A 26,509-nucleotide genomic window follows, 5' to 3' on the forward strand; every position below is an offset into this window, starting at 1 on the left:
TTTACATTTTTTATAAAAAAAATACAACATTTAAACCAACAACACACACCTAAAGACAATCATAATGTTTTTAACAAATGATAATTAAAATTCTAAATATATTTTGCAAAATTCACTACTATTCGAAAAAAAATTCAAAAACATCACCAAATCACAATATAATAAACAGAAAAAATCTCCATTAATGAAGACTTTTTCTGTTTATTATATATTTAAAAAAAATTCTAATTTCTGTTTTTTAACAGGATCCAACCAGAACGCTGTTCCAATTTTCTATTGGCAGGATTCTCCCATTGAACTCTATACCAATATGTACCTGTAGGCAGATTAATTCCTTTTAGAGATCCTCTCCATACAACCTCATCTTTTGTTGCTTTAAAGACCTCTGCTCCATATCTATCAAAAATAGAGGCTGCAAAATCTTTATATCCACTTACTCCGCTAAAGTCTATTGTATCATTTTTACCATCCATATTAGGAGTAATGACATTGCTAAGTACGAATGTGAAATAATCTATTGACGTTCCACACTTCGCATTTTTCACTCTAACCATTAAATGGTACATGACATTATCCATAACCCCATTAAACACATTTGATTCCTGCCAGGTCACCCCATTATTTATAGAGTATTCCAAAGCACCCCCTGTTGGATTGCTTGCTGTAAGCGTAAGCGTACCCTTATCATGTACAACGTTAGTAATTGTAGGAAGATCAGGGTTGATAAGCTGTGCTGTAAAGACTTTTGAACACACCCCATTACTGATTGTTACAGAATACGTTCCAGCAACTTTTGTTGTAATCTTCTGCGTAGTAGCCCCATTACTCCACAAATATGTATAGTTAGGCCCCGCTCCGGCATCAAGAGTTCCTTCATCTCCTGCACATACATATACATTTTCTAATGTAGAAACGATAGCAGGAACTACTTCAATTTTGATTTTAGCCGCAACAAGAGAGCTACACCCATTTCCTCCTAACGCAAATACAGAATACTCTGTAGTAACCGTTGGTGATACTACCTGCGTATCTCCATTCCCTGCAAGACCTATCCAATTATAAGTAACTCCTCCTGTAGCGGTAAGAGTAACAGATTCACCAGCACATATTTTCACTTTATCTGCAGAAACTCCTGCTATTGGTGGCCCTACCTGAACCGTAACAGTTGCCGGTGCAGCAGAAGGACATCCATTAGCTCCTATAGCAGTTACCGTATATACTGTAGTAACTGTTGGTGATACAGTTTGTGTATTTCCTGTACCCGTAAGTCCATTACCCCACGCATAAGTAGTTCCGCCCGAAGCTGTTAAAACCACCGATTCTCCTTCGCATATACGGGAATGAGATGACACAAGCGTTGCTACCGGTGCCACTTTATCCTGAACTACTGTTACTGGTAAAGTATATGAACAGTTCAGGTTTCCTGGCTGGAATACATTGGTAACAGTTAATGTGTAAGTTCCTCCTGCACTAACTACAGGTGTAAGCGTATTTGCACCTGACACAATATTTCCTCCAACTGTAGTCCAGGTAATGGTAGACCCGGCCGGTATCACAGATGCTGATGCATTAAGTGTAATCTGAGGAGTTGTACATGTAATAGTTTGTGGTGCTGCTATAGTTAAGGTCGTTTCTGCAGTTCTTAATAACTGTAAGGAAACTACATAACTACATCCACCATTACTCACCCTTACATAAATTGTCTGATTGGCTGAAGTAGGCGAATATGTTGTAGGAGCTGCAATAAAATTGGCATTACCAGCATTAGCATCTGCCTGAATTACATAATAGGTAAACGTTACTCCTGTAGCCGTAGTAATTTGTCCTTCCGCTTCTTTGAGGTTATAAGTTAATCCCGGCTGATAACATTTATGCAGAATTGCATTTTGTGCTGTAAACGGTTCTGAAACCTCAATAGTAAGGGTTGCCGGATTTTGAGAAGCACAACCATTTGCTCCAATAGCAGTTACTGTATAGGTTGTAGTAACTGTAGGGGATACGGTTTGTGTATTTCCATTTCCTGGAAGACCACCACCCCAGTTATAAGTTGCACCTCCTGAAGCCGTAAGTGTTATTGATTCACCTTTACAGATTTTTAATTTGGGAGCCGTAAGAGACGGATTTGGTGGTGCACTGTTTCCTGTCACTGTTACTGTTGCAACTGCTGTACAGGTAATATTCCCAGGTTGATAAGCCCGTGATATAGTCAATGTATAAGTTCCCGGTGCATTAATTACCGGATTCAGAGTATTTCCTCCAGAAACAATATTTCCTCCGGTAGTAGTCCAGTTAAAAGTTGCACCTGTAGGATAAACGGAAGCAGAAGCATCCAGTGTTATCTGAGAATTAGCGCAAGTCAATACCGTAGGTGGTACAATAGATGCTGTCATTTGTGGAGCTTTCACCAGAGTCAGTTCGGCTACTTTAGCACAAAAACCATTTCTGACTCTTACATACACTGTTCCACCTGCACTTTGATAAGCATTCGGATTAGGAATTGTATTGGCATTTCCTGCATTCGCATCAGCCAATGTTGTATAATAAGTAAAGACTGCTCCTGGTGTTGTGCTTATTGCCGGCTGTGCTGCAGACAGATCAAATGTGGGATTTCCTGCAACATAACAGGCCGTTAAAGTAGCATTCTGTACAGTAGGAGAAGTTCCTCCCACAACAGTAATACTTGCTTCTCCCGGACATGAATTCCCCTGTATATAAACTTTAACGGTATATACACCAGGTTGTGTTGCTGTATAGCTGGCACTGGTTGCTCCGGGGATAAGGTTATTATTCAAAAACCATTCATAGGTTACATTAGGAACCTGAACAGAAGCTGTAAAAGTCTGTGGTGTATTATCACACATGTTCACAGAGCTCGGAAGTTTCACTCCTCCCGGTCCAAGAATACTTACTCCTATATCAAATGATCCTGCATCCAAAAACACTGCTGAATCATAATTAGCATCCTGAAAATCAGCCAGCACCATTTTAAAATGATAAGTCTGCCCAGGAGTTACGGTCGCTTTTGCTGTTAATGGAATTGTACGTCCATTAAAATTGGTTTCTATCTGAGAAATATTTGTTCCTCCATAATAAGCTTCATTTTTAGGCCCGCAATTGGGATATCCAGGACGAATATTCGTAACACTTACCGGTCCTGCTCCACCTGGAAGTACTGCCAGATTGGTATAAGTAGGATCCCCTACTTTTTTCAGTAATAAAGCAAAACCGTCTGTAATATTACATGGAAAATTATCCTGATACTCTTTAGAAGCAAATAAATATTTAAAAGTAATTTCAGTAGAAGATGCAACAAAGTCAAATTCTATATAAGTAGCATTGTTCAGTTTATCGTTAGGAATCCCTAACGCAGTTGCAAGATCTGCATCACCAGTTGTCCCCAAATCATCATTGAGATCAGCAACAGGAAAATTTCCTGCGTTTCTGGCAAATCCGGTTGAAAGAATAATTCCTTTATTGAATGGAAAATTTGTAGTGGCCTTATTAAAGTACCCCCAACTTCTATTCTGATGCGTAGGTGGTAAATTTGGATATACCACTACATTACTCACATTATTACTTGTACATCCTCCCCCGGAAATAAGGACATCTTTTATCAGCTGAGTAACACTATAAGAAGACTCAGGATAATTGGAAGTATTTATATCTATAAAAGCTCCTGCTTTTGCCGCAGCAGCATTATTTTTTGAAGGAACACTCTTTTTCACCACTCTGTTCTGGGCGTAAACAAAGCTCCCTATAAGAACAAAAAATAACACTAAAAATAAACTTCCTTTCCTCCTATTTAACATTTTATATTATTTTAAACAAAAATACTATTTTTTTGATTAAAATTCAATTTAACATTATTTACATTATTACTAATTCAAACTTATTAATCGTAGAATATCAACTTTATTTATTTTGATATCATAAAAAAGACTGACAAAACAGTCAGTCTTTCAATTATCATTTTAATTTATTCTACTCTATATTCTTAAGAAGAATCCAACCCGTTTTTACAGTTGGCAATTTGCTTGCAGGATCATCAAAGGTAACCTGGTACCAATATGATGAAGATGGCAGTCGTTTACCCTGGAAGTAACCATCCCAATATGGTCTGATTCTTTCAGCTCTGAACACTTCTTTACCATAACGGTCAAAGACCTTACCACTGAAATTCTTATACTCCATTATTCCTCTGAAATCAATAAAATCATTGATATTATCACCATTTGGAGTAATTACATTTTTCATCACAAAAGTAAAGTATTCAATAAAGCCTACGCAGCTTGTATTCTTCACTCTTACACGAATGGAAATAATCTCATTTTTAGGCACATCTGTAAACATATTGGAAATCTGCCAAGTAATTCCATTATCTACAGAATATTCCAATATTCCGTTACTAGGATTACTTGCCGTAAGAATCATAGTTCCTCTGTCATTATAATTAACATTGATGATTTCAGGAACAACAGCTTTTATAACCTGTGTCTTAAATTCTTTAGAACAAACTCCATTATCTATTATCACACTATATTCTCCCGGTTTATTTACCGAAATAGTCTGTGAGGTATCACCCGTATTCCATTTATAAGTATATCCCGGACCTGAACCAGCATCTAAAGTAATTCTGTCTCCTTCACAAATATGACCTCCTTTCAGTGTAGAAACAATAGCCGGCACTACCTCTACAGTAACTTCTGCCGGTTTTGGAGATCTACATCCCTGAGCTCCGATAGCATATACTGAATATGTTGTTGTTTTGGTTGGGCTTACCGTTCTTGTTCCATCTGTAACGGAAGCTGTATCTTTCCACTCATATGTTACCCCACCCGTTGCGGTCATCAGTACAGATTCTCCTAAACAGATCTTCACTTTTGCAACATTAAGGCCTGCTGTAGGAGTTGCCTCTTTATTAAGCGTTAATGTGGCTATTTTACTACAAAATCCTCCATTAGTTACAAGAACATGCAATACCTGACCATTGGTACCGTCATAAGTTGTCAGATTTTTGATGTTGTTATTATTTTGAGCCTGTGCATCTGGCAGATTAGCGTAAAAACGGGTTACCGCTCCCGGTGTTGTAGTTATCATCGGTATTGCAGCCTCTAAATTAAAAGTAGTAACTGCAGTTGTTGTACAAAGCTTAAGCACAGCATCCTGCACTGTAGGACTCGTCCCTCCAATAACGGTAATTTTTGCTTCTCCCGGACACTGACTTCCAGGGATCATTACTTTTATGGTATACACTCCTGGCTCAGTGGCAATGTAAGCAACGTTGGTTGCACCTGGAATCAAAACCCCATCTTTATACCATTGGAAAGTAGTACCAGGAGCCAGTTCTACCTGAGCCTTTAATGTTTTAGGACTATTATCACACATGTTGATGGTAGGCGGCAGATTTGTTCCGGTTTCATCTATAATCTTAACTCCGATATCAAATGACCCTCCTTCCAGGAAAACAGCAGAATCCAGACTTCGGTCTTTAGCATCTGCAATAACCATTTTGAAATGGTAGGTTTGTCCAGGAATTACAGTTGCAATAGCAGTCAGAGGAATAGTTCTTCCATAATAATTAATCCCTACACGCGGTGTATTAACTCCTGCAAAATAAGCTTCATTGATAGGGCCACAAGGATACAATGGTCCAGCAGGAACTATATTCGTTGCACTCACTGGTCCCGCATTTCCAGGCAATACAGCTAAATTAGTGTAAGTAGGATCCCCCACTTTTTTCAGCAAAAGAGCAAATGCATCTGAGAACCCCGTACATGGGTACCCTCCGGAATACTCTTCAGAAGCAAATATATAATTAAATCTTACCAGAGTAGAATTGGGAACGAAATCAAATTCAAGTGACACTGCATCTTTTAATTCTACAGTAGCGTTAGTAGCAGCCACAAGATCCGGATCACTATCTGAACCAATAGGCTCAACATCTTCACTTGCCTGATCAACAATTACATTTCCTGCCTGCGAAGCGTGACCTGTTGTCAATACAATTCCGTCTTTAAAAGGGAAATTCGTGGTTCCTCTGTTGAAATACCCCCAGAACCTCGTATCATCGAATATAGTATGGTTAGGAGTTACCTTAACATTGGTAATATTTGCAGTTGTACAGGTGCTTCCACCATTAATAAGAATATCTTTTACTATTTGTTCAGGAAAATAACCTGAAGCTGCATAAGGAGGAACATTCACATCAATAAATTTTCCAGCCTTTAAACTTTGCCCTGTTGAAGTTACTTTCTTAACTTTTCTTCTAGGATTTTCCTGTGAAAAGACAGAGGCCGAAGTCAGTAAAAATGTTAAAAGAAAAAAGTAGTGTTTAAATCTATAATGCAACATTTTGATTTGATTTTGTTCAAATGTAGCAAAAATAACAATATCTCATCGGTATTTCAGTCACTTATTATCTGTTTTTACTTAAAAATTCACAATAAATGAATTTTATCTTTAAACTAATTGTAAATAAAAAGATATTCAATCATAAAAAAACAGATCAATAAAATTAATCTGTTCTTATATTTTATAGATTTTTTTTCAAAGCCTATTTATTCCTCTTTTTTCAGCTCATCAATCTCATTCCTTAGTTGGGCAATAATGTCTTTCAAAGCTTTTATTTCATTTTTATTTGAGCTTACATTACTTTTCAGGATAACATTTTTGGCCTTTTCATTGTGATCCTCTTCATCTTCTTCTTCATTAATTTCTTCAATATCCTCACTGATCTCTTCAATATCTTCCTGGATATCTTCTATGTCTTCATTAATCTCTTCGATATCTTCACTGATCTCTTCAATATCCTCACTGATTTCCTCGATATCTTCCTGAATATCTTCAATATCCTCCTGAATATCTTCAATTTTTTCGTGACTTTTATTTACAGACATCTGAATAAAAATTGCCAGATAAATAGCTTCCAGGGAAAGTACCGTGGTAAGGATCAGAAGCATTTTATCAAAATCAACAATATGAAGCATCGGCAACACAAAAGAAGTGATAAATAACAGTGTATGTACAATCAGAGACTGAATAGATCCAATCCATGAGGTTATACTGTCTGCTATTTTTTCCAGAACTTCTGTCTTTTCGTTATATTTTTTCATCCTTTAATTTTTACAACAGTTCTTTGGTTACTCCTAATCCAAACAGGGCAAAATCATATTTTGCAGGATCTTTATCATCAAATTTTCTGATGGCAACATCCAATTCTTCCACTGTTTTCCAGTCATTCTGAGTTCTTTCCAGTAATCCCAGTTTTCTTGAGATATTTCCGGTATGTACATCTAACGGAATAGACAGGTATTTCTGATCGATATCTTTCCAGATTCCAAAATCTACTCCACGCTTGTCCTTACGCACCATCCACCTCAGAAACATAATGATTCTTTTGGCTGAAGAGTTTTTATAAGGTGAACTGATATGTTTATGGCTCCTGTGTTTTTCGGTCTCCAGAAAGTTACTTCTGAATCTTTCTATGGCATGCTGAAAATTGGTTTCAGATTCTTTTACTTTAAATAAATCTTCAAGGCTCCCATGCCCTGTGTAAATCCTATTAAATTGTTTGACAAAATAAGAAAAATCTTCTCCATTAAAGGTTCTGTGAATGCTTTTATCCTGAATATCTTTCAACTCTTTTTCAGAGTAATTCATGACAAAATCATAAGGAGAATTCCCCATAATATCCAGTATTTTATTGGCTGAATTGATGATCGATTTCCTGTTACCCCAGGAGATGGTTGCCGCCAAAAAACCTGCAATTTCAATATCCTGTTTCAATGAAAAACGATGCGGAATCTGTATCGGATCATTTTCTATAAAATCAGGAGCATTGTATTGGTCTGCCTTTTCATCCAGAAAGCTTCTAAGCTCTTCAAACTTCAACATATTCTTTTAAATTTTTACACTTTCCAAGGCTTTTGGCAGGAATGAATTAGGGAAAATGTTTCTGGCTTCATCAGTAAATACGGTTAAATCTGCATATCTGTTAGAAAAATGTCCCAGGATCAGTTTTCCAACCTGAGCTTTCTGTGCAATAGTTGCCGCTTCCAGTGCCGTAGTATGTCCGGTATAGTCTGCCATTTCCTTCAGATCATGCAGGAAAGTGGATTCATGATACAGAACCGTTGCATTCTTAATAATTGGAATAACACTTTCAAGGTAGCGGGTATCACTGCAGAATGCATAGGATACGGACGGAGCCGGATCAACGGTGAGAACTTCATTTTTAAGAACATACCCATCACTTAACACAAAATCTTTTCCTGCTTTTATATTATGATAATCGCATGATTCAATTTCGCTGTATTTGGCAATTTCCTTCATATTCAGATGCCTGTCTTTCGGTTTCTCTTTAAAAAGATATCCATTACAGTAAATTCTGTGATCTAAAGGAATTGTATACACCTCTACTCTATTATCTTCATAAATTTTTTCTGAATAGTCTTTATCCAGTTCATGATAAACCACCTCAAAACCACGATGGGTTTCTGTAATCTGGAAAATAGTTTCCATCATCTTTTTGATTCCTTTCGGACCATAAACGTGCAATGGATTTTCTCTTCCTAAAAGACGGAATGAGGCAATAAGACCCGGAAGACCAAAACAGTGATCTCCATGAAGGTGAGAAATAAAAATATGGTTGATTTTTGAAAATCTGGCTTTTGCTTTTCTCAGCTGCACCTGTGTTCCTTCTCCACAATCAATCAGGAAGTGTCTTTCTTCCATTTCCAATAGCTGAGCTGTGGGTGAGGAATTAATCGTCGGAATTGCTGAATTAAAACCTAATATTGTTAAATAAGTACTCAAATCAATAGTTTCTTGTAACAAATGTACGACAGAATTTTTAAAACATATATTTTACCTTTATATTTCAACAGGAAATGCATAAAAAAAGCCACTTTCCCATTCAGAAAAAGTGACTTTATATATCTTATTATACTGATTACTTTACTTTTAAAAAGTCCATAAACAGATCCAGTGCCTGCTTACGGTGACTGATCTTATTTTTATCTGCCGGTTCCATTTCTGCAAAGGTTCTGTCGTAACCTTCAGGAACAAAGATAGGATCATATCCGAATCCTTTTAATCCCTTATTTTCCGTCAGTAGATTTCCGTGAACTCTTCCTTCAAAATATTGGGCTCCGTTTTCATCATAGTAACATAAAACAGTAACGAAATAAGCTTTCCTGTTTTCTATTCCCTGCATTTCTTCCAGTACCTTTTCAATATTTTTAGCAAAGTCGTGATCTCCTGCATAACGGGCAGAAAATATTCCGGGTCTTCCGTCTAAAGATTCTACAACCAGTCCGCTATCATCTCCCACGCTTGGAACACCTGTCTTTTCAAAACAGTATTTAGCTTTAATAAGGGCATTGGCATGAAAAGAGTCTCCATCTTCTACAATTTCTTCGTGAATGTTGTAATCTGTAAGGCTTTTAACGATACAGTCATTCCCTAAAATCTGCTGAATCTCTTCTTTTTTATGCTCATTGTGTGTAGCTACCAATAATTCCATTTCTATATTCATTTTCAATTTTACTTTTTTAACTGCTGTGAATTACATTTCAGCGTAATGTACTTTATATTTCTTCATAAAAAGATAGTAGAACAAAGAGAACAGTACAATTCCTACGGCTAAGATCAGCCATTCTGAAACATTAAACACTTTTGCAAAACTTTCATCTTTCCCGTACAACACCAATAATGATAGGGTCAGGTTATTAAAAGCGTGTAATAATATCGGCATCAATAAAGATTTTGTTTTATGATATACCAATCCTAACACACATCCCAGCATTACAGCACTGATAAATTGCCACGGATTACCATGAACCACACCAAAAATAATGGATGCATATATAATAGCTTTCCATGGTTCCACTCCTTTATTAATAAGCCCTTTCTGAATAATTCCCCTGAAGATAATTTCTTCAAAAACAGGAGCCATAATCACTGTCATAATGATCATCACCACCGGATTTTCAGTTAATGAACTCATAAGCTGGGTGAAATATTCATAGAAATCTCCGAAAAACGGTCCTGAAGTAGGAATCAGTGTTGTTGTAAACTCCGCAATAAACATCATTCCGGCCATCATCGGAAAAATAAGAAGATAGGTAGAAAAGTTAACAGATGAAAGATTGAAACTGAGTCTCTTTTGGGTAGTTCTTCTCACAATGAAAAAATCGAAGAAAGCAATTGCTGAAACAAATCCTACAGAATTAGCCACCATGAGAAACCAGTCTTTGAGTTCAAGATTTTCTTTGAAAACTACTTTCCAAAAGGTACTGAATAAAGATACAGCCATCGTTCCCACAAACAGCCCAACCACTAAAGTAACAGCGCCCAGCCATGTAAAAGTAAACTTCGGATACCTGCTATTTTCCATTCTTTTTCTCTGTAAAAGTTTATTGAAACAAAGATAATTTTTTTGAATGCCACAGGCAACTAAAAAAGAAAATACTTAATTTAGCCTCATTGCCATGAATATCACAAAAACAAATACAGAAAACTCTTTCCCCAGCCTTGAGTCTAAAATCAACTGGTGGCTTACATCTATTCAACAAGTCATATTTTCAGGACTCCTTTTCACCTTCTTCTGTCTTTTTGTTCTCGGCCCTGTTTATGGTATATATAAAAGAGGATGGGAGCCCATGTTTTCAGCTGCCATGGTAAGCTGGACTATTTCACTGGCGATTTTGATTCCGGTTACCCGATACTATTTTATAAAAAGAGAAAAGATCTCCAATAAAATTATAGTCAATAGCTCCGGACTTTTATTTTACAATACAAAAAATGAAGTTTCAGAACGGATTTTATATACAGATCTTTGTTCTTCAAAACAAAACTTTGACGTTTATACAGTTACTCCGATAGGTTCAGGGATGACTCCTTTATTGGAAGTCACCGTACAGCAAAATAAAAAGGAGGATGAAATAAGACGTATTGATATGAATCACCCTCTTCGTGTTGTGAAGAACAAAGCCGCATTATATGCCCATTTCATCCATGGAATCTCAGTTTTCCGTCCCGATTTAAAAATAGACCCTATGGCTCTCAGAATTTTTTCTATTGATCCGGATACATGGGAAATTAAGAAAAGTAAGGGAATATCAAAGGGAGGTTGGTTTTTACTGCTGGCAGTATTTATTGTTGTAGGGGGAATTTTAGGAATTACTCGCTTATTATTTTTATATAAAACAGGAAATTAAATGACAGAAAAGTTTCAGATTTTAGAATCTAAGCCTAACAAAGCTCTCACTTACTTTCTGATGGGGCTTATCTGGCTGGTCGTACTAATGGTTGCTTATCTTGTATTTTATATACTATATGATCTTTTCGATTATGGTATAAAAAATTATTTCCTTCATAAAACCTCAGATTTATTTTTCAATGTATTAGTTTCTATTGCTCTTAGTGCCTGTTGTTTCTTTCTGATATACACTTTAATTTTTCCAAGAAACAGTTTCTTTCACAGGGTTATTGTTAATGAAAAAGGGATTATCATTTATAATTACAAAAAGGAAATTGTAAAGGAAGTTTTGTATTCTGATCTTCAGCCATCCCGGCAGAATTCTTTTTCAGATGTACATCACAGAGATAATGCAAAACTGACCAAAACAACGATTATTACACATAAAAAAAATAAAAATGAAACAATAGAAGAAGAAATTATTGATTTGTATTTTGGTTACTTCTTTATTAAAAACAGATACGATCTTCATAGGCATTTTCTTTTGGGAATACAGACTTTTCGACCGGATCTAAAGATTTATCCTTTAACACTTGAAAGATACTACCTGACTCCTGAAACTAAAAATGTCAAACCTAATATTGTCGGAACCGTGCTTATCATAAGTGGTTTTGTAATTGTTACCTTTGGCGCAATATGTGTTTTGATATTATTTCTACAATGGTGTTATAAGTAAAAAGTGCAGGATTCATAATTTGACTTCCCTGTTCCTTCCTTTTTCATCTGAAAACCTGCTATTATCAGCCTCTACCCGTACAATTAAGATTCCCTTCATTTAAATTTGAAAACCTCGTAAAAAATCACGATTTTTGCAACTTCAAAATACGATATGTCAGACTTAATCAAAGAAATACAAAAAAGAAAGACCTTCGGGATCATTTCCCACCCGGATGCCGGAAAAACTACCCTTACTGAAAAGCTACTTCTTTTCGGGGGTGCAATCCAGGAAGCGGGTGCGGTAAAATCCAACAAAATAAAAAAAGGAGCTACTTCCGACTTTATGGAAATTGAAAGACAGAGAGGGATCTCTGTAGCAACTTCTGTATTGGCTTTTGAATATAGAGACCATAAAATCAACATTCTCGATACTCCTGGTCACAAGGACTTTGCTGAGGATACCTACAGAACTTTAACGGCTGTAGATTCAGTAATTGTTGTAATTGACGTTGCAAAAGGGGTTGAGGAACAAACTGAAAAACTGGTTCAGGTATGTAGAATGAGAAACATTCCGATGTTGGTGTTCATTAACAAACTTGACCGTGAGGGTAAAGATGCCTTCGATCTTTTGGATGAAGTGGAACAGAAATTAGGATTAACGGTTTGCCCACTTTCGTTACCAATTGGTATGGGAAGTGACTTCCAGGGAATTTATAATATCTGGGAAAATAATATTCAGTTATTCTTAGAAGAGAAAAAACAGAAGGTTGGTGATTCTATTAAGTTTGATGATATTAATGATACTTCAATAGATGATGTTATTGGTGAAAAAGCAGCAACCACTTTAAGGGAAGAGCTTGACCTGATCCAGTCTGTTTACCCTGAGTTTAATCGTGAAGATTATATGAAAGGTGATTTACAGCCAGTATTCTTCGGTTCTGCATTGAACAATTTCGGAGTTCGTGAATTATTGGATGCTTTCATCGATATTGCTCCGATGCCACAACCTAAAGAAAGTGACACCCGTTTAGTAAAACCAGAAGAAAGCACCTTCACAGGATTCGTATTTAAGATTCACGCTAACATGGATCCTAAGCACCGAGACAGACTTGCTTTCGTAAAAATTGTTTCCGGAACTTTCAGAAGAAATGAAAACTATCTCTTGGTAAGAGAAGGTAAAAAGATGAAATTCTCATCGCCAAATGCTTTCTTTGCTGATAAAAAAGAGGTGGTAGAGGAAAGTTTCCCAGGTGATATTGTTGGTCTTCATGATACAGGAAGTTTCAGAATTGGTGATACTTTAACAGGTGGTGAAAAACTAAGTTTCAAAGGTATTCCAAGCTTCTCTCCAGAACATTTCCGTTATATCAACAACAGCGATCCACTTAAAGCTAAACAACTGGCAAAAGGTATTGATCAGTTGATGGATGAAGGAGTTGCTCAGTTATTTACTCTGGAAATGAACGGAAGAAAGATCATTGGAACTGTAGGAGCCCTTCAGTACGAGGTTATCCAATACCGTCTGGAGCATGAATATGGTGCAAAATGTACTTATGAGCCACTTTCTATGCATAAGGCATGTTGGGTAGAGGCTGACGAAAAATCTGAAGAATTTAAGGAGTTTGCAAGATTAAAGCAGCGATTCCTTGCCAGAGATAAATACAATCAATTGGTATTCTTAGCGGATTCATCTTTCACTATTCACATGACACAGGAGAAATTCCCGAATGTGAAACTTCACTTTATTAGTGAATTCAGAGAGAATTAATTAAAAGCAAAATTGCTAAAAGATAGATCCGCAGAAGTTTTTCTGCGGATTTTTTTATTACCACCCCGTCAAAAATTCAAAGAATTTTTGCCACCCCTCCGAAGGAGGGGAATTATCACGTCTTCAATTGTAATACTTGCCACTGCTGGAATGTCCAAAATCTAACATTCAGCATAAAAAACTTTTTGTAAATCTTTTGTAAAACAGACACAAAACATTGAAAATATTACAGTTATAATTTTACGATTAGAATACATTTCATTTACAAGTGCTTCAGAAACTTCATGACTAATTTTACTTCATCAAAAAATAATATTATGAAAAAGTTCATATTACTCATTGCTATTTCAGGTTCTTTTATTGCCTGCCAAAAAGGAGGAGTTTCCCAATCTAAATTAGAAGAAACTGCTAACAGTATAGATAGCACAGCTTCTGTTGCTTCAGACGCTATTGACCATGCAAGCAAGACCGCTAATGCGGCTCTTGATTCAGCCAGCATAAGAATAAAGGATATTGAAGGTGCTAAAAATGATATTCAGGAAAAAATTGAAAGCACATCCAAAATGGTAGATTCATTATCTGATAAAATTGCTTCTACAAAACTGGAATCAAAGATTGAGAAAAAGGATTCTACTGCTAAAAAATCTGAGAAAGTTGCTGCAAACGTTCCAGCTCCTAAAGTAATTAAGGAAACCAAAATCATTTACAAAGAAAAGCCAAAGAACGACAGTTATGAACTGAATATGCCAAAAGATAAGATGGTAAAAACAGGATATCTTGTTGTGAGAGCTGATAATGCCGAAACGGTAAAGGAAATCATCAGAGAGGAAGCTATCAAAAACAACGGATATGTTAAAAGTGAAAACCAGTCTTATATTGAATCAGCTAATCCACGTGATGAAAATCAAAAGGTTTACAGTTTGAATATCAAAGTTCCTATCCAGCATTTTGATGGATTAATGGAAGCTTTAAACAGTAATATTGGAGAGATTGAAACCCGGGACATTCAAGTTACAGGTCATAATTACACAGATAACACCATCTGTAGCATTGATATCAATATTACAGATAAAACGGAATTGGAAAAGGAGCCTAAGACTTTTGGCGGAAAATCATTGGCTGCTATAGAATCCGGCTGGGATGTAATTACTTCAATCTTTCTTTTTCTTCTTCCGCTATGGCCTGTATTTCTGATTGGTGGTGTTGGATACTATTTTTATAAAAAGAAAAAAATAATAATATTCCTAATCAAGATTCTCACTAGAATTTCAAAGTCCATCCTTGTGATGGATTTTTTATTGAATAGGCATTTGTTTATTTTAACCACGGATTGCACAGATTTTCACAGATGTATTTTTATGTGTAGAAAATAAAAATTGATGATGATTGTGAGATGAGATTGCTTCGCTATGCTCGCAATGACAGGATTGATCTATTTGAGTTTTAATAGTTAAGTTTTGGCTAAAGCCAGTGAAATGTTTAATTTATTTGAGAGGGAGGGCTAAAGCCCACCCCTATTGATATTGATATGTGAATAGATAATGCATGATTAATAATCACCACATTTATCTTTATTCTCTTTTAAAATTTATGAGATTAGATCCTTACAGGATGACAAAATTCGGGAGAGATACAGCAGTTATGATGCAAAAACTCTTCGATTAATATAGTAAAGCAAATATTGATGCTTAACAGCAATATCATTCATCATTACTCATTACTCATTACTCATAAAAATAGCCCCGATAGTAACGGTTACCCCGCAGCATGAATTGGTACAGCCTGGCGCGAGGAGTATGAGTGGATAGCGGGAAAAAGCTCCTAAAAAGAAAAAGGCCTCCAAAAGGAAGCCTTTCATTTATTTCATGTTCACTACTTTGTCTACGACAAACTTTGTGTTTCCTCTCCACGGAAGAGCGCCATTGTATTCTTTGTAATGGAGATCAAAGGTTTTACCGCTGTTGGTTTCCAGTTGTTTGAAAACTTCAGGATCATCTACGGAGAATTCAAACTCATAGCTTGTAATACCTCCTGTTTTTCCTTTTCCAAATCCTTCCTGAATCAGTTTACCTTCATAAGTTTTGAAGATATAGCCTTTTTTCATGGCATAATTCAGGTATCCGGATTTTACGCCTTCCCCAAATACGAAGAAGAACTTATACCATACAAATACTCCTAACAATAGCAGTATAACGCCGAGGGTGATCCACAAAGGTTTTTTCATAGAGTGTGTGTTTTATTAATTCTTATTTTGCGATACTTCTTGAGATCACGATTTTCTGGATTTCAGAAGTTCCTTCGTAGATCTGAGTGATTTTTGCATCTCTCATTAATCTTTCTACGTGGTATTCTTTTACATATCCGTATCCACCGTGGATCTGCACTGCTTCAATAGTAGTATCCATAGCTACCTGAGAAGAGTATAGTTTTGCCATAGCACCACTTTCAGAGATGTCTTTTCCAGCATCTTTTTCACAAGCTGCTTTGAAACACAACATTCTTGCTGCTGTAATCTGAGTAGCCATATCTGCTAATTTGAATGCGATAGCCTGGTGGTTGATGATCTCAGTTTTGAAAGCTTTTCTTGTTTTAGCATATTTAAGAGCTAATTCATAAGCTCCTGAAGCAATACCTAACGCTTGAGAAGCAATACCGATTCTTCCTCCGTTCAATACAGCCATTGCAAAATTGAAACCAAATCCGTCTGCACCAATTCTGTTTTCTTTCGGAACTTTAACGTTGTTGAAGATCAAAGAGTGTGTATCACTTCCTCTGATTCCCAACTTATCTTCTTTTACTCCTACTTCAAAACCTTCCCAACCTCTTTCTACGATGAAAGCATTGATTCCTTTATGCTTTTTCTCAGGATCTGTCTGCGCAATTACGATATAGTAAGTAGCTGTTCCACCGTTAGTGATCCAGTTTTAATACCATTAAAAGGTAGTAATCTCCTTTGTCTTCAGCAGTTGTTTTCTGAGATGTTGCATCAGAACCAGCTTCTGGCTCAGATAAAGCAAATGCTCCGATTACCTGTCCGCTTGCCAATGGAGTAAGATATTTTACTTTTTGCTCTTCAGAAGCAAATTTTTCAAGACCTGCACACACCAATGAATTGTTTACAGACATTACAACAGCTGCAGAAGCATCTACTTTTGCAATCTCTTCCATTGCCAGCACGTAAGAAATACTGTCCATACCTGCACCACCGTATTTAGGATCCACCATCATTCCTAAAAGTCCCATTTCTCCCATCTTCTTCACCTGCTCTACAGGGAATTTCTGGTCGCGGTCTCTTTCAATAACTCCAGGTAATAGTTCGTTCTGTGCAAAGTCTCTTGCTGCCTGCTGAATCATCAGCTGTTCTTCCGATAAATTAAAGTCCATAAAAAAAAATAATTAGATAGCCGTAAATTTACACTTTTTAGGCAAATCTGAAAAAATAAATTAAAAGTAAGGAAAATACTGATGGAAAGGGAGATGGAGATGATTCAAGACCCGAGGTTAAGGAAATGGGATTTATTATGGTATGAGTTATCAAATAGGAATCATATCTATTTATTATTCCCAATAATGATAATATTTTTTTTGCTATTCCAAACTTGTCATATCCTCTTCTTTATCCTTCCCAGAGCACTTTTGCACAGAATTTGTTATGGTACACATTCAACTTATTTCCAATTATCAGATTCAGATGTACACAATTAAAAAAAATGCTTATATTTAGATTTCTTTATAAATTATTTAAAAAATCATGACGATCAAGAGATTATTCGATATTCCGCACTACGCTTTAGCAAAATATCCTAAAACGGATATGTTTGTAACGAAGTATCATGGTGAATGGAAAAAAACTTCCACACAGGAGTTTATTAATGAGGGAAATAAGATATCCAGAGGATTACTGAAGCTAGGTATAAAACCGGGTGATAAGATCGCTTTGATAACCACTAACTCCCGTACAGAATGGGCAATAATGGATTTTGGACTTTCTCAGATCGGTGTTGTTTCTGTACCGGTTTATCCAAGTATTTCTCCGGAAGATTATGAATTTATCTTCAACAATGCTGAAATACAATATTGTTTTGTTTCCGACAAAGAACTGCTTAATAAAGTGATGAAAGTAAAGCACAACATTCCAACTTTACAGGGAATTTTTACTTTTGACAAAATAAGTGGTGCTGCCAACTGGAGCGAAATTCTGGACCTTGGTGAAGACGAATCTACTCAAATTGAAGTGGAAGACCTTTCCAACGCTATTAATACGGAGGATTTAGCGACTATTATTTATACATCGGGAACTACAGGAAGACCTAAAGGAGTAATGCTTACTCATAATAATATAGTTTCTAACGTATTGGGTGCCATTCCAAGGATTCCTAAGAAAAAAAGCCTTGACTACAAGGAAACAAGAGCATTAAGCTTTCTTCCTATCTGTCATATTTTTGAAAGAATGCTTTTCTACCTTTATCAATACAACGGTTTTTCTCTTTACTTTGCTGAAAGCATAGAAAAAATGGGTGAAAACGTGAAGGAAGTGAAGCCACATTATATGACTGTAGTGCCAAGACTGGTAGAAAAGGTATATGATAAAATCTACAATACCGGTTCATCTGCTGGCGGTTTAAAATCAAAAATCTTCTTCTGGGCTTTAAATTTAATTACGAAAAAGAAGACTGTTTCCAAGCCATCAGGCATTCAGCAACTTATTGCAGATAAGCTGGTATTCTCGAAATGGAGAGAAGGTTTGGGTGGAGAAATTGTTACATTAGTTTCAGGATCTGCAGCCCTGTCTACAAGGCTTAATTTAATGTTCCAGAATGCAGGAATTCCTATTCTGGAAGGTTACGGATTAACAGAAACATCACCTGTAATTTCTGTAAACAGTTTTGAAAAGATGAAAGTAGGAACCGTTGGTATTCCGTTGGATAACTTACAGGTAAAAATTCAGGAAGACGGTGAAATTACAGTAAAAGGACCTTCTGTGTTTAAAGGTTACTTCCAGAATGAGGAAATGACCAAAGAAGCCTTTACAGAAGATGGATTCTTTAAAACAGGAGATATTGGACACATTGACAGCGATGGTTTCCTACAGATTACCGACCGTAAGAAAGAAATGTTCAAGACATCCGGTGGAAAATATATAGCTCCTCAAACGATTGAAAATCTGGCTAAAGCTTCTAAATTCATTGAGCAGATTATGGTTGTAGGTGATGGTGAGAAAATGCCATGCGCTCTGGTACAGCCTGATTTTGAATTTGCTAAAAACTGGGCAATGAGAAACAACCTGAATATAGGTTCCACTCCTGCTGAAATTGCAAACAGTACTGAACTGAAGCAGAGAATTGAAAAAGAAATTGATGGAATTAATGAACACCTTGGAAACTGGGAAAAAATTAAGAAAATTGAGCTAACTCCTGAGGTTTGGAGCATTGAAACCGGACTTCTGACTCCTACACTGAAACTGAAGAGAAAGGCCGTAAAAGAGAAGTTTATGGCCCTCTATAATAAGATGTACGATCATCAGGATTAAATAATAATATAAACCGCTTCATTTTGAGGCGGTTTTTTTATGGGGTTTATTTACCGTTTCATCTAGGTTTTGGCTAAAGCCAGTGGATTTATATTCTATCGTAAAACGGGTTAAAGCCCGTTTCTATTGAATTTTTATTCTCTCGCGGATTTTGCTGATGACGCAGATTTTTTTAACACAATCTTTGTCATTCCGTAGGAATCCAGCCCCGCATTTTTATGCTACTATGTAGAGATTGCTCCGTCGTCGGAATGACAAAAAACTGCTATAAGACAATTAACAGTATTTATAAAAAGCATCTGTGTTATTTGTGAAAGCATTTGTGTAACTCGTGTTTCAACAAAACAAAAAAGCTGTCTCAAAATGAAACAGCTTTTATATTGTTGAAAATCAATAATTAGAATTTAATTACAGATTTCATTCTTTCGTTTTCTTCCATTACCAACTCATCGTCAACAAGAATTTTCCCAGAGTGCTCATCAATGATGATTTTCTTTCTCTGAGCGATCTCCATTTGCTTTTGTGGTGGAATTGTAAAGAAAGATCCTTTTGGAGCTCCTCTCTCTAATCCTACTACTGCAAGACCGTTGATAGAGTTTGTTCTGATTCTGTTGTAAGAAGCCAGTAATCTCTCATCGATTTTACCTGCATATTCTTTAGATTGCTCTAATAAATATTCTTCTTCTTTTTGAGTTTCAGAAATAAGACCTTCTAGTTCTTCTTTCTTGAATTTCAAGTGGCTTTTTAAATCGTTGATCTTTGCGTTCAGCTCGCTTAAAGTTTCGTTTTTGTGAGCAATTTTAGCTCCGAATTCTTTAATTCTTTTTTCAGCAAGCTGAATTTCCAGATCCTGGAATTCCATTTCTTTTCCTAATGCTTCAAACTCTTTATTGTTTCTTACATTATCCTGCTGAGATTTGTATTTCTCAATTAAAGTTTTTGCATGGTTAATCACTTCATGCTTTGTTTTGATCTGATCGTCCTGATCTTTGATATCTGCATGAAATTTTTCAGCTCTCTTTTCAAGACCTTCAATCTCGATTTCAAGATCTTCAACTTCAATTGGCAATTCTCCTCTAGTATTTCGGATTTCATCCAATCTTGAATCTATGATCTGTAAATCGTATAAAGCTCTTAATTTTTCTTCAACTGAAATATCGTTGGTTTTTGCCATATTTAAATGAAATAATTTACTGGGTTTGTTTTTTCAATAGATTTTGAAATTGCAAATGTACTAAATTTTTGTGATAAAATTTCAAATAATTGTTGACTTACAAATTGTTCTGATTCATAATGCCCTATATCACAGATCAGCATTTTAGACTCAGCTAAAAAATAGTCGTGATATTTAAGATCTCCGGTAAGGTAAGCATCACATTTTTTGGAAACTGCAGCACGTATTCCACTGGCTCCGGAACCTCCCAACACCCCTACTCTTTTAATTTTTTTGTTATTAAAAGCAGAATGCTTAATAATTTCAAGGCCAAATTTTTCTTTTACAAATCTTAAGAAATCCTTTTCATCCATCTCTTCTTCCAGTTCACCATACATTCCTAAACCAACGTGGTGGTTTTTATTATCAAGACTGTATATCTGATGGGCCACTTCTTCATAAGGATGTGCAGCTTTCATAGCTCCTACGATCTGTCCCTGCTTAAAGCCTTCAAAAATAACTGAAATCATATCTTCATCGGCATTTTCCCTGATGTTCTGCTGTCCGGAAAACGGATTTGAACCTTCAACAGGCCTGAATGTTCCATTCCCATTAACGGTAAAACTACATTCGTCATAAAAGCCAATGCTTCCTGCTCCTGCAGAGAACATAGCCTCTTTTACTTTTTCCGAATAATCTTTGGGAACAAAAACAGTGAGCTGTTTCAGGTTATTTTCTTTAGGCTGAAGAATTTTCATATTCTTTAATCCCAGCTGGCTGCAAATCCCATGATTTACTCCAAAGAAATCATTATCAAAAGCCGTATGAATGGCATAAATGGCAATTTTATTTTCGATGGCTTTTAAAACCGCTCTTTCTACATAATTTTTCCCGGTTAAAGATTTGAGCCCGGAAAAATGATAGGATGAAAGCATACAATCAGGTTACAGTTTTTCTCAATAGCTTCCTCTACTACATTTTCCAGTGCATCGTGGCAAACCAGAATTCCAGACACATCACGATCCGGAACTCCGCATAATAAACCTACATTATCAAAATCTTCTGCCTGTCTGATGCTTATTTCCTCTTCTATCTTTGAAATTACAGTTCTTAGCTTCATTCGTCTATATTTTACAGTTACAGCGAAGATATTAATTTTAGAAGGATTCAGAAAAAAATTCTGTACCAACAAAAAAGCCGGCTGATGAAGACCGACTTTAACAAAAGAATAGTTTAATGTCATTTAATCTTTAAAAAGGGATACTCTTGTGAAAGATTCTACAGTTACTGAACAACCAGTATCTGCTTCCATAAACAGCTGATAGCCTTTACCAACAGCAAGACTAGCAGGATCAGCTATAGTGTAAAAATAGAATGTAAGGATTTTTCCCACACCACTGGAACCGGCAGGCAAAAGTTGAATTGAATTAACTTCAAACCCTGAATCCGGATTCAAAAAGTTGCTTTAACAGAACCTGAGGAGTTTGATCCCGGAGCAACAGTGGCAATGAGTCTCCACACATGAACCTGTCCAGAAATTTCATTTTCTCTCCATTTACCCGTGGCATCCACATAAATATTGGAAGTTACCCCAGGAAAAGGAACTGTAGTCTCCGGCCAACTTGTTGTAGGACTGGCTGCAAAAATTAAAGGAACAGCATAAAGTACCTGCATTCTTGGGCCATACGTATTTCCAGATGCACTTAAACTGAGAGTGGGTTTTACATTTGCGTTTCCAGAATTCACCTTAACGACACCGTCATTACCAGCCTGAGAGGATGTGGGAACAAAAAGCTGTCTCCAGAGGGTACCATCCCAATACTGGAAATTATTCGTTGTCGTATTAAAAATTAAAGTACCTGCGGTAAGACTAGCATTCACAACGCCTGCAGGCGGCACCGTTGAAGCAATATTATCAGCCAGATATGTATCCCTGTCTGTATCTGTAAGTCTCGGGATAAGAATACCTTTCTGAGTAGAAACAATATCCAATACTGTAGCTCCATTAGGAGTACTAGTATTAATACCAACCTGTCCACATACAAAACCATATATGAACATTGGTATTAACGAAGTTAATATTTTCATCATGATTTAAGGTTTTGTAGGATAAAATTACAAACTAAAACCAAAAATATGTTAAAAAATAAATTTTTATATGTCATATTTTATTCGTATTTTACTAATTATAACATATTGAAAAACAACAATTTAAATCAAAATAATTCACTTTTTAAAGATGTAAATTATGTTAACATTTGCAAGATTCTTTTAACAATCATATCTTTACCTGCTAGTTGACAGAAATTATTAACTTCGCCGTGAAATAATCCCATTAAAATGGAAAGAGAACACAACCTTGTTCCTGAGGACACTTTATGGAAAAGATACCTTTACCGAATCATTTACCGCTCCGATACCAGGCTCGGAAAACTGTTCGACATCATCTTACTTTCTTTAATTCTTGCAAGTACAGCCATTATTATGATGGAAAGTGTACCTCAGCTTGATAAAAGGTTTCATTATACATTCCTGATTCTTGAATGGGTAATTTCTATTTTTTTTACTGCAGAATATTCTATGCGGATTGCTGTAGTAAAAAATAAAAAGCATTATATCTTCAGTTTTTTCGGAATTATAGATTTTCTGGCTCTAGTTCCTTTTTTTCTTAGCCTTTTCTTTCCGATCACTAAATATTTTCTGATTTTCAGAATGTTGAGAATGCTAAGGGTTTTCAGAATCTTCAACTTACTGGATTTCATGAATGATGGCTATCTTATTGTAAGGGCTTTGAAAAACAGTTCAAGAAAGATTTATATATTCCTTCTGTTTCTGATTATATTTTCAGTAATTGTAGGTTCTCTTATGTTTATGGTAGAAGGTGGCCGTCAGGGGTTTGAAACTATTCCACAGGCTATTTATTGGGCTGTAGTAACTGTAACCACTGTAGGATATGGAGATGTCTCTCCTATTACTCCACTTGGAAAATTTTTTGCTGTTGTCCTGATGCTTGCCGGTTATTCCATTATTGCTGTTCCTACGGGAATTGTAACGGCAGAAATGCGAAACAAGAGACAGAATCTGGAAAAAGTATGTGACCGTTGTGGCAATGAAGATATTGATGATGATGCAAGGTATTGTAAACAATGTGGCAAGAAATTAGCTTGATACTTGGTATTAGTTTAATCTATTCACCAAATACCACAAAATCATGGAACCAACAAAGAAAAACAAACCGAATAGTTTAGTAATTATTCTTTTTGCATTAATTGTCCTGATGATTATTATTTACTTTATTCTCGCCATGTTCTTTCCCACGGTTTTCGACCTGATGAATACAGGGGATATACAGCCAGTACCGGATAAATAATGAGTAATGAGTAATGAGTAATGAGTTATAGAATTATTAAAAATAAAAAGATGAACGAAAATATCGTTCATCTTTTTTTGTGTAGATATTTATAAGATCATAGAAATTATTTTACCCATCTACCCTGATGCCAAAATAAAATTTAAAGATATTCTCTACGTCCAAACATAGCTTCTTATCTAAAAAACAATTTAATACTGAGATATCTTATTAAGAAAATAAAAAAGACGGATCTGGTGATCCGTCTTTTCTTATACATAGATAAATTAATTATTTCTTAATTGCTTTTACTGTTTGTTTTGTTCCGTCTTTCATATTTAGAACTACAACATATAAACCATGTTTCAGATCGCCTAAATGAATCACAGATGAAGGACTTTCAACGGTTTTCACCAATCTTCCTGAAACATCCATCACTGAAACTGATTTCACCTGATCTGCTTTTTCAATATTCAATACATCAGCAAATGGATTTGGATATACCTTAATTTCATTTTTAGCTTTAGACACTTCTGAAGTACCCAAAGTTTCTTTGCTAATTGTAAGGGTAAATACATCCTCAATTTCATCGTCTGTATTATCATAATGTCCTACATTCACATAGTATACAGTTCCTGCAACTGTTGCCACCGAAGTAGTTTCTGTGCTACCTCCACCACTATTATCAACAGTATTTTCACAAGACAGGCTGGCACATGTACCACTGTAAACTCCTATCTGAGGATCAAAGCTACTTCCTGAAGGCATTGCTACTTTAATATTATAAACAGTACCATCTCCTGTAAAAGTAAACCATGTTCCATCATTCATATTATCTGTACAGATATCTATAACTCCGTTATTATTAGTAGCTCCTAATGCATCAGACTGGGTATAGGTATAAGGAAATACTGATGCTGTCAAAGCTCCTGAACAAGCATCATTTACCGGTGGAAGCGGTGGTGTTGTTACACATATATTAAAGGCTAAAGCCCTGCCTGCTCCGCTATAAGCAAATACTCTTACATAGTAAACGCTGCCTGCAGTAAGCCCATCAACAATTTTTGACAACGGATCAACACATGCAATACTTGTAAGCCCAGTAGCACAGTCTCCACTGAACACCTGGAAATAAGTATCTGTAGTGCTAAACTCCCCAATGGAAACCACATCACTCAATGTAATTGCATGTTTAGCTGAAGTCGCTGTAAATTTAAACCATACATCATCATCAGGATTACCAATACAAGGAGATATCGATACTCCAGAATCAGTTGCTCCAAGAGTATGCCCTGCCGTTACTGTCCCACATGCCATAGTAGGGTTCACTGTTAAAGTAACCGCCGTAGCACAATCATCATTTGTTGGAGGTGGTGGCAATGTGCCCACACAAATTTTGAAACTTTGAGCAAATTCACCACCTTCATTATAACTGTAAACTCTTACATAATAAGTATCACCTACAGTAAGCCCAGTGGCAACACCTGACCCATTATACGATGAACATAAAAGACTTGATAAGCCCGCACAGTCACCGCTGAATACCTGAAAATAAGTACTGTCATCAAATTCAGATCCTACAGAAGTTATATCTTTAAGAGAAATAACATGACTGGATTCTGTAGCAGTAAATTTATACCACACATCATCATCAGCATCTCCATAACAAGGATCTATATCTACTCCTGAATTTGTTGCTGCCAAAGTACTTCCTGCAGTAACAGCAGTACATGTCAGATTTGGATTTATAGTCAAAGCAATAGCCCCAGCACACTCATCATTAGACGGAGCCGGAGGTGTAGTGGTAAATTTTGTCTCTAAACAGCCTGAAGATTCACCACCAGCTCCCACAGCTATTACTCTTACATAATAAGTTGTATTAAGAGAAAGAGGTGTTGATGGTGTAAAGGTTGTTGTACTTACTGATTGTTGATTTACAATATTTGAACCTCCCGGAGTGGTCCCTATAGAAATTTTATAGCTTGTGGCTCCAGTTGATGGATACCAGCTAATTGTAGGAGATACAGGAACTAAAACACCATTATTTGTTGGTGACATCAAACCAGTACAGGCTGGGATTGTATTTGGAGTAAGCCCCATAAAAGTGATCACAGATCTATACCCTAATAATTCTCCCTGAGCAGGATCAGCAGGATCACAATCTACAGAATAGCTTATTGTACTAATTGCAGTTTTAGGAGCATTATTTAGAGTATGTACATAGAACGCTCTATCTTCTGAATAGTTATAACTTGGATTATTTTCATCAACTGCAACTACTAAATTCTGCGTATTATTATAAGGAAAAGGAACTGCAAATGTAACCTCTACCACATCATTCACGGCACTGATTGTACCGGTATACACTTCTGTAAGAGCTGAAAGAGGAACCCAATCATCCTCAGTTGCAAATTCAGTTTTTGAAGTGTGCCCCAGATAAACAACCCAATCTGATGCATTGGTTATATTTACAGTAGGGTCTACATAGAATTTAAGCCCTGTAATATTTCCGGCTGCATTTGTGTTTATTTCCTGCTTTTTAAATATCTGCTGAGAATAGGAATACTCCCAATAATTATCAATTGGAACTTTCCCAACCATAGTGCTCCCTCCACCTAAGGTAATCTGAGCACTTAAAAACATACTTACCATCAGTAAGCACAAGAGTAAGATTTTCTTCATATATACAATTTTTTAAAGGTGTTAATATATTTGCCAAATTAACAATAATTTTAATACAACATTAAAAAAATATTAAAAAAAGCAGCAACCATTAAGTTACTGCTTCAAAT

Annotated in this window: 19 protein-coding genes and 2 pseudogenes; 7 read left to right on the plus strand and 14 right to left on the minus strand. The window is 36.1% G+C overall.

Annotated features, from left to right (window positions below):
• Window positions 1–224: 224 nt before the first annotated feature.
• The 7 genes from BOQ64_RS04390 to BOQ64_RS04420 all read right to left on the minus strand — a co-directional run bounded on the left by BOQ64_RS04390 (window position 225) and on the right by BOQ64_RS04420 (window position 10,396).
• Window positions 225–3,809, minus strand: a complete 3,585-nt coding sequence (locus BOQ64_RS04390; RefSeq protein WP_129058263.1) for a choice-of-anchor L domain-containing protein — start codon at window positions 3,807–3,809, stop codon at window positions 225–227.
• A 172-nt stretch (window positions 3,810–3,981) separates the two neighbouring features.
• Window positions 3,982–6,351: a choice-of-anchor L domain-containing protein gene (locus BOQ64_RS04395; protein ID WP_129058262.1), complete on the minus strand. Its 2,370-nt coding sequence runs from the start codon at window positions 6,349–6,351 to the stop codon at window positions 3,982–3,984.
• A gap of 206 nt (window positions 6,352–6,557) precedes the next feature.
• The gene (locus tag BOQ64_RS04400) at window positions 6,558–7,112 is read right to left on the minus strand and encodes a DUF1003 domain-containing protein (RefSeq protein WP_129058261.1); all 555 of its coding nucleotides are present in this window, start codon (window positions 7,110–7,112) and stop codon (window positions 6,558–6,560) included.
• A 10-nt stretch (window positions 7,113–7,122) separates the two neighbouring features.
• Window positions 7,123–7,893 carry a TIGR02757 family protein gene (locus tag BOQ64_RS04405; protein WP_410494472.1) on the minus strand — a complete coding sequence of 257 codons (771 nt, stop codon included), beginning with the start codon at window positions 7,891–7,893 and terminating at the stop codon, window positions 7,123–7,125.
• A gap of 6 nt (window positions 7,894–7,899) precedes the next feature.
• A complete protein-coding gene (locus BOQ64_RS04410) occupies window positions 7,900–8,814 on the minus strand; it encodes a ribonuclease Z (RefSeq protein ID WP_129058260.1) in 915 nt (304 codons plus the stop codon).
• A 136-nt stretch (window positions 8,815–8,950) separates the two neighbouring features.
• A complete protein-coding gene (rdgB, locus tag BOQ64_RS04415; protein ID WP_410494471.1) occupies window positions 8,951–9,535 on the minus strand; it encodes an RdgB/HAM1 family non-canonical purine NTP pyrophosphatase in 585 nt (194 codons plus the stop codon).
• A 30-nt stretch (window positions 9,536–9,565) separates the two neighbouring features.
• Window positions 9,566–10,396, minus strand: a complete 831-nt coding sequence (locus tag BOQ64_RS04420; RefSeq protein ID WP_129058259.1) for a CPBP family intramembrane glutamic endopeptidase — start codon at window positions 10,394–10,396, stop codon at window positions 9,566–9,568.
• A 94-nt stretch (window positions 10,397–10,490) separates the two neighbouring features.
• Here BOQ64_RS04420 and BOQ64_RS04425 point away from each other — a divergent pair, with 94 nt between their 5' ends.
• The 4 genes from BOQ64_RS04425 to BOQ64_RS04440 all read left to right on the plus strand — a co-directional run bounded on the left by BOQ64_RS04425 (window position 10,491) and on the right by BOQ64_RS04440 (window position 15,058).
• Window positions 10,491–11,219: a hypothetical protein gene (locus BOQ64_RS04425; RefSeq protein WP_129058258.1), complete on the plus strand. Its 729-nt coding sequence runs from the start codon at window positions 10,491–10,493 to the stop codon at window positions 11,217–11,219.
• Window positions 11,220–11,936 (plus strand): hypothetical protein, encoded by a 717-nt coding sequence (locus BOQ64_RS04430; RefSeq protein ID WP_129058257.1) that lies wholly within the window; start codon window positions 11,220–11,222, stop codon window positions 11,934–11,936.
• Between the two features lie 153 nt (window positions 11,937–12,089).
• A complete protein-coding gene (locus BOQ64_RS04435) occupies window positions 12,090–13,685 on the plus strand; it encodes a peptide chain release factor 3 (RefSeq protein ID WP_065393753.1) in 1,596 nt (531 codons plus the stop codon).
• Window positions 13,686–14,002: 317 nt separating this feature from the next.
• The gene (locus BOQ64_RS04440) at window positions 14,003–15,058 is read left to right on the plus strand and encodes a DUF4349 domain-containing protein (protein ID WP_228448149.1); all 1,056 of its coding nucleotides are present in this window, start codon (window positions 14,003–14,005) and stop codon (window positions 15,056–15,058) included.
• Between the two features lie 485 nt (window positions 15,059–15,543).
• Here the strand turns inward: BOQ64_RS04440 and BOQ64_RS04445 are convergent, their stop codons facing one another.
• Both BOQ64_RS04445 and BOQ64_RS04450 read right to left on the minus strand, forming a co-directional pair.
• Window positions 15,544–15,909: a hypothetical protein gene (locus BOQ64_RS04445; RefSeq protein WP_129058256.1), complete on the minus strand. Its 366-nt coding sequence runs from the start codon at window positions 15,907–15,909 to the stop codon at window positions 15,544–15,546.
• 22 nt (window positions 15,910–15,931) lie between these two features.
• Window positions 15,932–17,069 (minus strand): annotated as a pseudogene (locus BOQ64_RS04450) (acyl-CoA dehydrogenase family protein).
• Between the two features lie 367 nt (window positions 17,070–17,436).
• Here BOQ64_RS04450 and BOQ64_RS04455 point away from each other — a divergent pair.
• The gene (locus BOQ64_RS04455) at window positions 17,437–19,215 is read left to right on the plus strand and encodes an AMP-dependent synthetase/ligase (RefSeq protein ID WP_129058255.1); all 1,779 of its coding nucleotides are present in this window, start codon (window positions 17,437–17,439) and stop codon (window positions 19,213–19,215) included.
• Between the two features lie 397 nt (window positions 19,216–19,612).
• On the opposite strand, the gene BOQ64_RS04460 is transcribed toward BOQ64_RS04455, so the two are convergent.
• The 4 genes and pseudogenes from BOQ64_RS04460 to BOQ64_RS04470 form a co-directional block, all read right to left on the minus strand.
• Window positions 19,613–20,389: a zinc ribbon domain-containing protein gene (locus tag BOQ64_RS04460; protein ID WP_129058254.1), complete on the minus strand. Its 777-nt coding sequence runs from the start codon at window positions 20,387–20,389 to the stop codon at window positions 19,613–19,615.
• A 2-nt stretch (window positions 20,390–20,391) separates the two neighbouring features.
• Window positions 20,392–21,488, minus strand: a pseudogene (locus BOQ64_RS04465) (Nif3-like dinuclear metal center hexameric protein).
• 123 nt (window positions 21,489–21,611) lie between these two features.
• The gene (locus BOQ64_RS23685) at window positions 21,612–21,824 is read right to left on the minus strand and encodes a hypothetical protein (RefSeq protein WP_228448151.1); all 213 of its coding nucleotides are present in this window, start codon (window positions 21,822–21,824) and stop codon (window positions 21,612–21,614) included.
• A complete protein-coding gene (locus tag BOQ64_RS04470; RefSeq protein WP_228448153.1) occupies window positions 21,821–22,459 on the minus strand; it encodes a hypothetical protein in 639 nt (212 codons plus the stop codon). The genes BOQ64_RS23685 and BOQ64_RS04470 overlap by 4 nt, the downstream gene beginning before the upstream one ends.
• Before the next feature lie 249 nt (window positions 22,460–22,708).
• Between BOQ64_RS04470 and BOQ64_RS04475 the strand changes: the two genes are divergently transcribed.
• Together BOQ64_RS04475 and BOQ64_RS23000 are read left to right on the plus strand one after the other, a co-directional pair.
• Window positions 22,709–23,536 (plus strand): ion transporter, encoded by an 828-nt coding sequence (locus tag BOQ64_RS04475; protein ID WP_129058253.1) that lies wholly within the window; start codon window positions 22,709–22,711, stop codon window positions 23,534–23,536.
• A gap of 43 nt (window positions 23,537–23,579) precedes the next feature.
• On the plus strand, window positions 23,580–23,738 hold the full coding sequence (locus BOQ64_RS23000) for a hypothetical protein (protein ID WP_164975749.1): 159 nt from the start codon (window positions 23,580–23,582) through the stop codon (window positions 23,736–23,738).
• A 270-nt stretch (window positions 23,739–24,008) separates the two neighbouring features.
• Here BOQ64_RS23000 and BOQ64_RS04480 read toward each other — a convergent pair whose 3' ends face one another.
• Window positions 24,009–26,399, minus strand: a complete 2,391-nt coding sequence (locus BOQ64_RS04480) for a T9SS type A sorting domain-containing protein (RefSeq protein ID WP_129058252.1) — start codon at window positions 26,397–26,399, stop codon at window positions 24,009–24,011.
• Window positions 26,400–26,509 lie beyond the last annotated feature (110 nt).

The organism is Chryseobacterium sp. CH25 (assembly GCF_004119455.1).
Classification (GTDB): domain Bacteria; phylum Bacteroidota; class Bacteroidia; order Flavobacteriales; family Weeksellaceae; genus Chryseobacterium.

Excerpts from the sequence above, each read along its gene's own strand:
- rdgB (WP_410494471.1), bottom strand. The coding sequence starts at position 9,535 with ATGAATATAGAAATGGAATTATTGGTAGCTACACACAATGAGCATAAA.
- BOQ64_RS04475 (WP_129058253.1), top strand. The coding sequence starts at position 22,709 with ATGGAAAGAGAACACAACCTTGTTCCTGAGGACACTTTATGGAAAAGA.
- BOQ64_RS04395 (WP_129058262.1), bottom strand. The coding sequence starts at position 6,351 with ATGTTGCATTATAGATTTAAACACTACTTTTTTCTTTTAACATTTTTA.
- BOQ64_RS04440 (WP_228448149.1), top strand. The coding sequence starts at position 14,003 with ATGAAAAAGTTCATATTACTCATTGCTATTTCAGGTTCTTTTATTGCC.
- BOQ64_RS23000 (WP_164975749.1), top strand. The coding sequence starts at position 23,580 with ATGGAACCAACAAAGAAAAACAAACCGAATAGTTTAGTAATTATTCTT.
- BOQ64_RS04430 (WP_129058257.1), top strand. The coding sequence starts at position 11,220 with ATGACAGAAAAGTTTCAGATTTTAGAATCTAAGCCTAACAAAGCTCTC.
- BOQ64_RS04425 (WP_129058258.1), top strand. The coding sequence starts at position 10,491 with ATGAATATCACAAAAACAAATACAGAAAACTCTTTCCCCAGCCTTGAG.
- BOQ64_RS04390 (WP_129058263.1), bottom strand. The coding sequence starts at position 3,809 with ATGTTAAATAGGAGGAAAGGAAGTTTATTTTTAGTGTTATTTTTTGTT.
- BOQ64_RS04420 (WP_129058259.1), bottom strand. The coding sequence starts at position 10,396 with ATGGAAAATAGCAGGTATCCGAAGTTTACTTTTACATGGCTGGGCGCT.
- BOQ64_RS04455 (WP_129058255.1), top strand. The coding sequence starts at position 17,437 with ATGACGATCAAGAGATTATTCGATATTCCGCACTACGCTTTAGCAAAA.
- BOQ64_RS04405 (WP_410494472.1), bottom strand. The coding sequence starts at position 7,893 with ATGTTGAAGTTTGAAGAGCTTAGAAGCTTTCTGGATGAAAAGGCAGAC.
- BOQ64_RS04445 (WP_129058256.1), bottom strand. The coding sequence starts at position 15,909 with ATGAAAAAACCTTTGTGGATCACCCTCGGCGTTATACTGCTATTGTTA.
- BOQ64_RS04435 (WP_065393753.1), top strand. The coding sequence starts at position 12,090 with ATGTCAGACTTAATCAAAGAAATACAAAAAAGAAAGACCTTCGGGATC.
- BOQ64_RS04480 (WP_129058252.1), bottom strand. The coding sequence starts at position 26,399 with ATGAAGAAAATCTTACTCTTGTGCTTACTGATGGTAAGTATGTTTTTA.
- BOQ64_RS04400 (WP_129058261.1), bottom strand. The coding sequence starts at position 7,112 with ATGAAAAAATATAACGAAAAGACAGAAGTTCTGGAAAAAATAGCAGAC.
- BOQ64_RS04460 (WP_129058254.1), bottom strand. The coding sequence starts at position 20,389 with ATGGCAAAAACCAACGATATTTCAGTTGAAGAAAAATTAAGAGCTTTA.
- BOQ64_RS04470 (WP_228448153.1), bottom strand. The coding sequence starts at position 22,459 with ATGATGAAAATATTAACTTCGTTAATACCAATGTTCATATATGGTTTT.